9 protein-coding genes are annotated in these 10,509 nt (G+C 70.9%); 6 read left to right on the plus strand and 3 right to left on the minus strand.

The window, feature by feature from the left end:
• Positions 1-223: 223 nt before the first annotated feature.
• A complete protein-coding gene (locus tag ACZ4FV_RS50535; RefSeq protein WP_395860482.1) occupies positions 224-760 on the minus strand; it encodes a TetR/AcrR family transcriptional regulator in 537 nt (178 codons plus the stop codon).
• A gap of 185 nt (positions 761-945) precedes the next feature.
• On the opposite strand from ACZ4FV_RS50535, the gene ACZ4FV_RS50540 reads away from it, so the two are divergent.
• On the plus strand, positions 946-2,145 hold the full coding sequence (locus ACZ4FV_RS50540) for a trypsin-like serine peptidase (RefSeq protein ID WP_465328124.1): 1,200 nt from the start codon (positions 946-948) through the stop codon (positions 2,143-2,145).
• A gap of 302 nt (positions 2,146-2,447) precedes the next feature.
• Here ACZ4FV_RS50540 and ACZ4FV_RS50545 read toward each other — a convergent pair whose 3' ends face one another.
• The gene (locus tag ACZ4FV_RS50545; RefSeq protein WP_395860486.1) at positions 2,448-2,744 is read right to left on the minus strand and encodes a hypothetical protein; all 297 of its coding nucleotides are present in this window, start codon (positions 2,742-2,744) and stop codon (positions 2,448-2,450) included.
• Between the two features lie 297 nt (positions 2,745-3,041).
• On the opposite strand from ACZ4FV_RS50545, the gene ACZ4FV_RS50550 reads away from it, so the two are divergent.
• Positions 3,042-3,614: a TetR/AcrR family transcriptional regulator gene (locus tag ACZ4FV_RS50550; protein ID WP_395860487.1), complete on the plus strand. Its 573-nt coding sequence runs from the start codon at positions 3,042-3,044 to the stop codon at positions 3,612-3,614.
• A 107-nt stretch (positions 3,615-3,721) separates the two neighbouring features.
• Positions 3,722-4,897 (plus strand): GDSL-type esterase/lipase family protein, encoded by a 1,176-nt coding sequence (locus tag ACZ4FV_RS50555; RefSeq protein ID WP_465328130.1) that lies wholly within the window; start codon positions 3,722-3,724, stop codon positions 4,895-4,897.
• A gap of 84 nt (positions 4,898-4,981) precedes the next feature.
• Here the strand turns inward: ACZ4FV_RS50555 and ACZ4FV_RS50560 are convergent, their stop codons facing one another.
• The gene (locus ACZ4FV_RS50560) at positions 4,982-6,310 is read right to left on the minus strand and encodes an aspartate aminotransferase family protein (RefSeq protein ID WP_395860489.1); all 1,329 of its coding nucleotides are present in this window, start codon (positions 6,308-6,310) and stop codon (positions 4,982-4,984) included.
• A gap of 99 nt (positions 6,311-6,409) precedes the next feature.
• Here ACZ4FV_RS50560 and ACZ4FV_RS50565 point away from each other — a divergent pair, with 99 nt between their 5' ends.
• From ACZ4FV_RS50565 to ACZ4FV_RS50575, 3 genes are all read left to right on the plus strand, one after another.
• Complete coding sequence (locus ACZ4FV_RS50565) at positions 6,410-7,348, plus strand: LysR family transcriptional regulator (protein WP_402233641.1); 939 nt, start codon at positions 6,410-6,412, stop codon at positions 7,346-7,348.
• Positions 7,349-7,506: 158 nt separating this feature from the next.
• On the plus strand, positions 7,507-7,947 hold the full coding sequence (locus ACZ4FV_RS50570) for a hypothetical protein (protein ID WP_395860492.1): 441 nt from the start codon (positions 7,507-7,509) through the stop codon (positions 7,945-7,947).
• Between the two features lie 344 nt (positions 7,948-8,291).
• Positions 8,292-10,340 (plus strand): alkaline phosphatase family protein, encoded by a 2,049-nt coding sequence (locus ACZ4FV_RS50575; RefSeq protein WP_465328128.1) that lies wholly within the window; start codon positions 8,292-8,294, stop codon positions 10,338-10,340.
• The last annotated feature ends 169 nt before the right edge of the window (positions 10,341-10,509 follow it).

Raw genomic sequence — 10,509 nt, forward strand, 5'->3', positions numbered from 1 at the left:
CCCGCACTGGTGGAGGACCTGGCCCGCACCGCCAAGGCCCTGCGCGCGGATCCCGACGCCCTCGAACAGTTGATCCGATCGGTGCCCGGGCTGCGACGTTCACGTCCGGTCCGGCGGGCCGGATGGCACCGTCGCTCGACGCGCACGCGGCGCCGAGGCGCCCTCGCGGACGGCGCGAACGACCCGGCCCGAGCGCGTGAGCCGCGCGGCTCGACTGTGCGGATCAGCGCACGAGCAGCCGCAGCAGCGCCTCCCGCAGGTCGTCGCGGCGGCCGGCGACGAGTTCCTCGAGGGTGATGTCGAAGACCATCGCGACGAGCAGGTGCGCCATCGGCTCCGGTGGATCCCAGCCCAGGGCCACGAGTTCGGGCAGGACCAGGGCCCTGGTGCGGGCGTTGCGTTCGCGGGTCTCCTCGAAGAGATCGGGGTCCGTACGGGCCTGGACCAGCAGTGCACGGGTACCGGTGGTCGCCAGGCCGGCGTCCAGGTAGCCGTGCACGCCGGCCACCAGGCGTTCGCGGCCCGGCGCGAGGCCCTCCACCTCGGCCAGGACGCGCTCCTCCAGGCCGCCGTGGTACCTGCGGTGCAGTGCCACGAGGTAGCCGCGGCGATCCTTGAAATGTTGGTAGAAGCTGCCCTTCGCCATGCCCGCCGTCTCCACCACGGCGTTCACCGACATCCTGGACAACCCGCGTGCGTCCGCGACTTCGAGTCCCGCCCGCAACAACGCCTCACGGCCCGGTCCCGCCGGTCGTGCCATCGATCACCTCTGTTGGAGAGTCAAACCACCTGGTGGTCTTGACAGTTGCGCCCCGGATGAACACCTTATGACCGACCGACCGGTCATGAACAGGTTCGATCTCGACGGGCTTCCGCTCCGACCCCCGCTCCCCCGAGGCAACGGCCCTTGTGGCCTTGCCCTTTCGAGAGGACATGGACCACTCCATGCACGTACGACGCACGTTACGAAGCAAGATCGCCACGGTGGTGGGCGTGCTCGCCCTCACCGCCGCGGTGCTGACCGCGACGCCCGCGGCGCACGCCGACGCCGGCGCCCCGGTCGAACTGCCGCGCCTGGTCGCCGCCGACCCCGTCAACCACGCGGCGATGCTCCAGGCCGAGGTCGGCTACTGGAATCTGGCGCGGATCGCCAAGTACGGCCTCAACTCGGACGGCGCCGACGCGTTCCCGCCGCCGGGCGGCTGGGACGACCTGAGCAGACCGTGGACCGGCCAGGGCAAGATCTCCCGGACCACCGGCAAGCTCCTGATGGTGTATCGCAATTCCTTCGACGGCGCGCTCGTGCCCTCGGCGTGTTCCGCGAACGTGATCACCAGCGCCAACCGCAGTACCATCGTCACCGCGGGCCACTGCTTCAAGGTGACGGCCAACCTCCGTGCGGGACTGGGCGACGACGTGATCACCAACGCGGTGTTCATCCCCGCCTTCAACGGCGCGAACGTACCCCGCTTCACCGGCACCGACGAGAGCAACGCGCCCATGCCCGGCAACGACGTCGCGCCCTACGGCGTCTGGGGCGTCACCCGTGCCTGGATCACCCCCACCTGGGACGCCGACAGCACCTTCCGGTCCGGCGGTGACGTCGCGATGGCGACCGTCGAACGCCCGGGCGACCCCACGCCGATCCAACAGATCACCGGCGGCCAGAACATCGCCTTCGGCGTGGCCGCCAACCCGCTCTGGCTCCACCAGTTCGGCTATCCGACCGACAACACCCGCAACTGGTACTGGACCAGGAACAGCGACGGCACCACGTCCGCCGACTTCGGCGTCGCCCCCTCACTGCGACGCGGTTTCGACGGCCGGTCCCTGATGTACGCCCGCGGCACGACCATCGACGACTCGACGATCAACCTGGCCCACGACATGGCCTCGGCGATGTCCCCCGGCTCCAGCGGCGGCCCCTGGCTGATGAACTTCGACCCCGCCACCGGCACCGGCACCCAGATCGCGGTCACCTCCCGCTTCACCAACGCCACGGGCAGTTCGCCCTGGTGGGAGGCAGCCTGGGCCATCGTCCACGGCGGCACCCCCAACTGGGCCTACGGCCCCTACCTGATGTCCAACGGCTTCGGCGACCTCACCCAGGCGATGTACAACACGGTCCGGAACACCACCCCCTGACCCCCCGGTTCCGCACCCGCCCATGAGCCGACGGCCCTGACCGAACCGGCCCGAAAGCACACCGGTGCGCCCCCGCCCGCAGGCGAGGGCGCACCGGCCCCCACTCGACACCACCCCCGCCCCGGCACCTCGCCGCCGGACCCGGCCGGCTCTTGCGTGGTGTGCGCCCGCGGCCCGGTGATGGTCGCAACCTCCCGCGAGGCCGGGAGATCCGGGAGATCCGGGAGAATCGGACCTTGTCACCGTTGCCCCCGGCAGCCCGGTGATCTCGACAAGCCCGGAAGGACCGTTCGGCAGACGGTCTACGGGGTCACCACGGTGAATACCGGGTAGATCCGCGGCTGCACGTCCGGAACGCCGAGGTCGCGCAGGATCGGGATGATGATCTCGCTGAACCGCTCGAACGCTTCCTCGGACTCCCACACGTCGGCGACGAACCAGCCTTCGGGGGTGGCGGCGGAGGTGTGCGAGATCAGGCCCGGCACCGGCCAGTCCGCGGGCTTCTCGACCGGGCCGCGACCGCCGGTCACCTTGTCCGCACTCGCCTCGTACATCGCTTGGGTCATACCGGGCATTTCGAGAATCACGACGATCGCCATGTCGGCCTCCGCTGCTGGATGTTGTCGGGGTGCCGGATCAGTCGACCAGCACGGTCGGCCCATCCGCGCGTCGAGCTACGCCGAATGGCCGACCGCTGCCGGCCGGGGCCGGCGACCGCCCATCCGTCCCGGTCCGGACCGCGAGGTCTCCGAGGCCGACGAACCGCCGACGTCCGTGATCGCTCCCCTGGATGTGTCCCGAACCGGCGAACCAAGACACACGCCAGATTGCCTAATGCAATTAGGCATGCGCATAATCCTCTAAGGCAGGATTGGCGGAGGACTCGGAGAGTGGGCATGACACGAGTGGGGCTGACCACGGAGCGTCTGGTCCGGGCGGGGGCGGAGCTGGCCGACGAGATCGGCTTCGAGCAGGCGACCCCCGCCGAGCTCGCCCGTCGGTTCGGCGTCAAGACCGCGAGCCTGTACTCGCACGTCAGGAACGCCCATGACCTCAAGACCAGGATCGCCCTGCTCGCCCTGGAGGAACTCGCCGACCTCGTCTCCACCGCGGTGGCCGGACGGGCCGGCAAGGACGCACTGATCGCGTTCGCGAACGTCTACCGCGACTACGCCCTCGCGCACCCGGGCCGCTTCGAGGCCGCCCGGTTCCGGCTCGACCCGGAGACCGCGGCCGCCGGTGCCGGCGTCCGGCACGCGCAGATGATGCGGGCGATCCTGCGCGGATACGACCTGGCCGAACCCCGGCAGACCCACGCGGTGCGGCTGTTGGGCAGCGTCTTCAGCGGTTACGTCGGGCTGGAGAGCGCGGGCGGCTTCGGTCACAGCGCCCCCGACTCGCAGGAGAGCTGGACCGAGATCCTCAACGCGCTCGACGTGCTGCTGCGCACCTGGCCCGCCGACTCCTGAGCGACCCGCCTCATCCACCGACCCCACCGCCGGGCGACGCCCTGATCGGAGAGACCGCGGAAATGGGCACCGAGGAAACGAGCACCGAGCAGATGAGCACCGAACGCATCCACACCGAGGACGACTGGACCACCACCCCCATCACCGCCGAACTCCTGCGCGGCGCACTCGACGTGGAGCACACCGAACGCGGCGTCCTGCCCCACCGGCTGCCCGCACGCGCCCGGGAGCAGATCCCCGACGACCAGCTCGCCATGGCGCAGTCGCAGCCCTCCGGCGTACGACTGGCCCTGCGCACCCGGGCCACCGCCGTCGAGCTGGACGTCGTGGCCGGCAAACGGGTCTACGTCGGAGCGCCGCCGCGCCCGGACGGGGTGTACGAGCTGCTGGTCGACGGGCGGCTCGCGGGTCGGGCCGGCACGACCGACGGCGACACACTCACCATCGACCCGGTCTCCGGAACCACACAGACCCGAACCGGCCCGGTGCGGACACTGCGCTTCACCGGGCTGCCGGGCGACGAGAAGGACGTCGAGATCTGGCTGCCGCACGACGAGACCACCCTGCTGGTGGCCCTGCGTACCAACGCCCCCGTACACCTGCCACCGGCCGGCGACCGCAAGGTCTGGCTGCACCACGGCAGTTCGATCAGTCACGGCTCCAACGCCCGCACCCCGACCGGGACCTGGCCCGCCCGAGCGGCGGCTCTGGGCAAGGTGGAGTTGATCAATCTGGGCTTCGGCGGCAGCGCCCTGCTCGACCCGTTCACCGCCCGCGCCATGCGCGACACCGAGGCGGACCTGATCAGCGTCAAGGTCGGCATCAACATCGTCAACACCGACGCGATGCGGTTGCGTGCCTTCGGTCCGGCCGTCCACGGTTTCCTCGACACGATCCGTGAAGGGCATCCCACCACCCCCCTGCTGGTGGTCTCGCCGATCCATTGCCCCATCCACGAGAACACCCCGGGACCCAGCGCCGCGGACTTCGGCGCGATGAGTGAGGGGGGTCTGCGCTTCGTCGCCACCGGCGATCCCGCGCAGACCGCCGCCGGGAAGCTGACCCTCACCGTGATCCGGGACGAGTTGGCCCGGATCGTTCGGCAGCGCGCGGCCGCCGACCCGAACCTGCACTACCTGGACGGCCTCGAGCTCTACGGCGAGGCGGACCACGCCGAACTGCCGCTGCCCGACGACCTGCACCCGGACTCGGCCACCCTCCTGCGCATCGGCGAACGCTTCGCCCGCCTCGCCCTCGGTGCGTTCGCCGGCCCGGCCGGCTGACGAACTCCCCTTTGCGCAACCCTCGTTCGACCGGCGTCGAACGGCACGCCGCGGTTCGTCGGTGGGCGCGCGGAGTCGGTGTGCTCAGCGCGTGGCGCAGGCGTCGCCGATCGCCTCGTCCAGGATCGTCAGGCCGAGCGCGAGTTCGTCCTCGGTCGCCGTCAGCGCAGGCGCGATCCGGAAGACCCCGCCCATGCCCGGGAGCTGCACGATGTTCATGTGCAGGCCCAGTTCCAGGCAGCGCCGGGTGACCCGCGCGCCCAACGCGTCCGAACTTTGTTTCGTCTCGCGGTCGACGACGAGTTCGAGCCCGGCCAGCAGGCCCCGGCCGCGGATGTCACCGACGACCGGATGGCGCGCGGCGATGTCCGTCAGGCCCTGCCGCAGGAACGCGCCGAGCGTTCGCGCGCGCTCGTCGAGCCGGTCGGCGATCAGCACGTCCAGCACGGTGTTGCCGACCGCCGCCGGCAGCGGGTCGGCGACATGCGTGGTGAAGAACAGGAACCCGCGGTCGTACGCCTCCTGCTCGATCTCGGCACTGGTGACCACGGCGGCGAGCGGCAGTCCCGCGCCGAGCGTCTTGGACAGCGTGAGGATGTCGGGGACGACGCCGTCGCGCTCGAACGCGTACCAGGACCCGGTGCGGCACAGGCCGGTCTGGGCCTCGTCGAGGATCAACAACATGCCGCGTTCCCGGCACTTGTCCCGCAGGGCCGCGAAGTACCCGGGTGGCGGCTCGATGATGCCGCCCGAGCTGAGGATGGGTTCGACCAGGCACGCGGCCAGGCTGCCGGTCGACTGCGCGTCGATCAGGTCGAAGGCCACGTGCAACTGACGGCGCCAGTCCAGTGCGCCGTCGGCCGTGGTGAAGTCGGGCCGGTACGCGTTCGGAACCGGGATGGCGAAGTTCCCGGGTGCGCCGGGGCCGTAGCCCTTGCGGCCCGCGCTGTAGGTGGCGGACGCGGCGGCCTGGGTCATGCCGTGCCAGGATCGGGCGAACGAGACGATCTCGTACCTGCCGGTGACGAGCTTGGCCATCCGGATCGCGGCTTCGTTCGACTCGGCGCCGGTCGTCAGCAGCAGCGCCTTCTCCAGCGGCGCGGGCAACGTGGCGGCCAGCCGGCGGGCGAGGTCGACCACCGGGCGGCTGAGCATGCCGCTGTAGAGGTGGTCCAGGGTCGCCACCTGGCGCCGGACGGTCGCGACGATCTCCGGGTGCGAATGGCCCAGGATCGCGCTCATCTGGCCGGAGGTGAAGTCCAGGATCTTCCGGCCGTCCGCGGTGAAGACGAAGCTCCCGGCGGCGTGGTCGATGATCTCGCGGGTGAACTCGCCGCCGTAGCGGACGAGGTGGCGCCGGGCGTCGGCCCAGAAGGTTTCGGTGGACGGCGGGGTGGTGCTCGAAGCAGCCATGTCCACGACCGTAGGTCGCGTTCGAGCGACACGTCCATCTCACGATTCCGGCCGTGCTGTTCGGTAAAACCGCACAAGGATGCCGACAATGAGGGCGTGATGAACCCTTGGAGACTGCGCCTGCTGAGCCGGCTGGACACGCTGGGCACCATCCGGGCGGTCGCCCAGGCCACCAACCTGAGCCCGTCCAGCGTGTCCCAGCAGCTCGCCGTGCTGGAGGCGGAGACGCGCACCCAACTGCTGGAACGCACCGGACGGCGGGTGCGGCTGACCTCGGCCGGGCTGATCCTCGCGCGGCGGGCGCAGGCGATCCTCGATCACATGGACGGCGTCGAGGCCGAGTTGCGCGGGTTCGGCGAGGAACCCGCCGGGCTGGTGCGGTTGGGGGCGTTCCAGAGCGCGATCCACACCATGGCGGTGCCGGCGGTGACCCGTCTGGCGCGCGAGCATCCGCACCTGGATGTCGAACTGCTGGAGTTGGAGCCGCACGCGAGCATGCCCGCGCTGCGAAATGGTGACGCGGACATCATCATCACGACCACGGACTTCGACGAACTGCCCCTGGGGCCGGATCTCGACCTCGTGCCGCTGGCCACCGACCCGGTCCTGCTGGTGGTCCCGCCCGAGCATCCCGCGGCCGGACGCGGGGCGGTGGACCTCGCGGCCTACGCGGACGAGCCGTGGGCGTTCGACATCCCGCAGTCGTACATGGCGAACCTCGCCTTGCGCCTGTGTCGGCAGGCGAGGTTCGAGCCGCGCGTGGTGTGCCGGTTCAGCAACTACATGATGACGTTGCAGCACGTTGAGGCCGGGCTGTCGATCGCGTTGTTGCCCGGGTTGGCGGTCGACCGCCGCTATCGCGTCGCCACCAGGGAACTCGCGAATCCCCAGACGCGCACGATCACGGCGGCGATCCGCCGCGGCTCACCGCCTCGTGCGGCGGTGCGCGCCGTCCTGGACGCGCTGCGCCGCGACCCGAGCCTGCCGGTGTCGGGACGGGAGAGTGACGATTCGGCCGGCTGTGACTCAAAGTCATAGCCCGCAGACTCTGTGTGTAACGCAGATCACGGCGACATCCACCCTCGATGGTCGATGGGCCGCTCGTTCTCGTGCCAGGATGTGCCATGTGAGATGTGCAATGTCACACCTCATAAGGCTACGCCCGACGTCGGGCGTCACGACAACGGAGGTTTCCCATGAAGTGCATCCAGGCCATCGCAGCGCTGGGCATAGCCGGCACGAGCATCCTCGCCGCCGCGCCGATCGCGACCGCCGATCCCGTTCCGCCCTCCGTGACCTGCACGTACGGCCTCCAGTCCGGCCTCGCGACCAAGGTCTGCGCAGAGGTCACCGGCGAGAACGTGCGACTCTTCGGCCAGGTCGGCCTGGCGGGGCCTCCGTCGCCGGGCAGTCCGCTGCCGCAGCCGAAGCCGCTGATCCTGCAGCTGTCCGGCAACGTCGCCGGCGTCTCGCTCGGTGCGGTGACCCAGAACGCGATCTTCCAGAGCACCACGATCCAGGTCTCCGGCGTGAGCGGCAGCGTCGGCTGCGGTTCGACCGTCCACGGCAGCTTCGCCGTGGCGTCCTACCAGTGGCCGTCGAACCCGGTCACCATCGATCTGGACATCCCCTGCTGACGTCACCCCCGGCCGTGAATATCACGGAACGATAACGGGTTCGGACCGGAAGTTCTCTCGTTGTTCAGCCGATCGACGGCCGTTCGTGGATGGCCGATCCCCGACTCGTTGCATGGTGGTTGCGCACACTCTCGCGCGGCGGCCGCAACGACAGGCAACTCGGGCCGCACGTCGGGGAGCTCGGCACGCGACACCCGCTCCACCCGCAGTACGCAGGTGCGCGGTAGGCAACACGAGACAGCCGGGCCGACCGCGCGAACGCGGTCGGCCCGGCGGGCCTGCGGCGGATTGCCCCCGCCGCGGCCCGACCCCACTCCGGTTCATCCACCGAGGGAGTTATCGAAGTGTACGGATCCACCCGAGCCAAACGCGGGATCGCCGCCGCCGCAGTCGCCGCGGTCGCCGTTCCACTCGCCCTGGCCGGCGCCGCGCTCGCCGCCTCGCCGGCCGCGGCCGAAACCCTGCCGTCGCTGCCCGGCGGCACCAAGAAGGCCAAGACGCTGGTCATCGGCATCGACGGCCTGCGCTTCGACAAGCTGCGAAGCGGCGACGCGCCCAACCTCAAGGCACTGATGGCCGGCGGCGTGACCGCGTCGAGCAACCTGTACGCGCAGCCGTTCGCACCCACCGTCTCCGGACCCGGCTGGTCCACCATCGCCACCGGCGTATGGCCGGACAAGCACGGCGTGCACGACAACTCGTTCGCCGGATCTCAGTACGACAAGTACCCCGACTTCGCGACCCGCCTGGAGACCGCCCAACCGGCCGCCTCCACCCTCGTGGTCGGCGCGTGGGAGCCGATCTCGTCGAAGATCTTCTCGCCGAAGGTCGACGTGCGCGTGTCCACCGACGAGAACGACGACCTCGCCACCGCCGACACCGCGCAGTACCTGTCCACCGGCAACCCCGACGTCGCGTTCATGCACCTGGACGCGGTCGACGGGGCCGGCCACAACAACGGGGGCAGCAGCGTCGAGTACGCACAGGCCGTACGCGAGGCCGACACCCGGGTCGGCAGGGTCCTCGACGCGCTGCGCGGTCGGGCGACCTACGCCCAGGAGGACTGGCTGATCATGGTCACCACCGACCACGGCCACACCGACTCCGGCGGCCACGGCGGCGACACCCCGCAGGAGCGCCAGACCTTCGTCATCGCGAACGGCGGGGGCATGCCCGCCGGCACCGTGCGCGACGACGTGCGCCTCGTCGACATCGCGCCCACCGTGCTCAAGCACGAGGGTGTGCGGATCGACCCGGCGTGGGGCCTGGACGGGCAGCCGATCGACGAGATCAAGGCGGACGCCTTCGACGCGCTGCGACCGACCCTGTCCGAGCGCGTCGACGAGACCGGCATCCCCGCCGGCGTCAAGGGCTTCACCCACACCACGCCACAGGGCTGGTCGATCGACAACTCGGCGATGCCCACCGGCGGCGTGACCGAATGGCGCGGCTGGTCCTTCACCACCGACGAGTTCTTCACCCGCGCCGAGGGCAACGCCCAGGCCCGCGAGGGCAACGTGCGCAGCCGCAACGTGTTCGCCGTCGCCGACTCCGACGAGTGGGACGACAAGGCGCACGCCGCCGGGCAGTTCGACTCGACCCTGGTCTCCCCGGCCTACCCGGTCGAGGGCAAGGCCAAGGCGGAGCTGAGTTACGTCAGCGACTACCAGGTCGACGGCCCGCAGACCGGCGACGTGTATGTGTCCTGGGACGGCGGCGCGCCCAAGCCGATCAAGTCCTACCGCGCGAACACCAACCAGGTCGAGCGTCTGACGCTCGACGTCCCGGCCGGCGCCGAGACCGCGCAGATCCGGTTCCGCTACACCGGCACCAACAGCCGCTTCTGGGCCATCGATCAGGTCTCCCTCACCACGAGCGGGGCCACGAACCCGGGCGGCGGCGACCCGCTGTCCGGCAACCAGGTGATCACCACCACCGTCAAGAACACCGGCGGGCTGACCATGACCGTCGACGGCGGCACGGTCACCCTGCCCTCGCCCGAACTGACCGCCGCGGGCGACCGGTTGGCCAGTTCCGGTGCGCTGAACACCGTGCAGGTCACCGACCTGCGTACGGCCGACCCGGGCTGGAACGTCAGCGGCCAGGTCACCGACTTCGCCGCCGCGGGCGGCGCGGGCGGCGCGGGCTTCGACGGCTCGGCCCTGGGCTGGACCCCGAAGGTCGTCCGGGCCGGCGACGGTCAGCAGGTGACCGCCGGCCCGCCGGTGGCGCCCGCGGCCGACGGCGGCGTCAAGACCGCGCGCACCCTGGGCCGGGCGGTGGCCGGCCACGGTCGCGGCACCGCCGTGCTCGGCGCCGACCTGAGCCTGAACCTGGCCACCACGACCGCACCCGGCACCTACAGCGCGACCCTCACGGTCACCGCGATCTGAGCACCCGCGGACCCACTGTTCCGCTGCTCCGCTGCTCAGCTGCTCCGCTTCCGATGATCCGCTGACGTGACACCGTCCCCCGCGCCCGCGCGGGAGACGGTGTCGACAGCGGACACCCCGGCGGGGGGGGGGGGGGGGGGGGGGGGGGGGGGGGGGGGGGAGCGGGGGC

This window comes from Embleya sp. NPDC025285 (assembly GCF_055558835.1).

Coding starts and splice junctions, on each gene's coding strand:
- ACZ4FV_RS50540 (WP_465328124.1), top strand. CDS start 946: ATGCACGTACGACGCACGTTACGAAGCAAGATCGCCACGGTGGTGGGC.
- ACZ4FV_RS50560 (WP_395860489.1), bottom strand. CDS start 6,310: ATGGCTGCTTCGAGCACCACCCCGCCGTCCACCGAAACCTTCTGGGCC.
- ACZ4FV_RS50565 (WP_402233641.1), top strand. CDS start 6,410: ATGAACCCTTGGAGACTGCGCCTGCTGAGCCGGCTGGACACGCTGGGC.
- ACZ4FV_RS50545 (WP_395860486.1), bottom strand. CDS start 2,744: ATGGCGATCGTCGTGATTCTCGAAATGCCCGGTATGACCCAAGCGATG.
- ACZ4FV_RS50570 (WP_395860492.1), top strand. CDS start 7,507: ATGAAGTGCATCCAGGCCATCGCAGCGCTGGGCATAGCCGGCACGAGC.
- ACZ4FV_RS50550 (WP_395860487.1), top strand. CDS start 3,042: ATGACACGAGTGGGGCTGACCACGGAGCGTCTGGTCCGGGCGGGGGCG.
- ACZ4FV_RS50535 (WP_395860482.1), bottom strand. CDS start 760: ATGGCACGACCGGCGGGACCGGGCCGTGAGGCGTTGTTGCGGGCGGGA.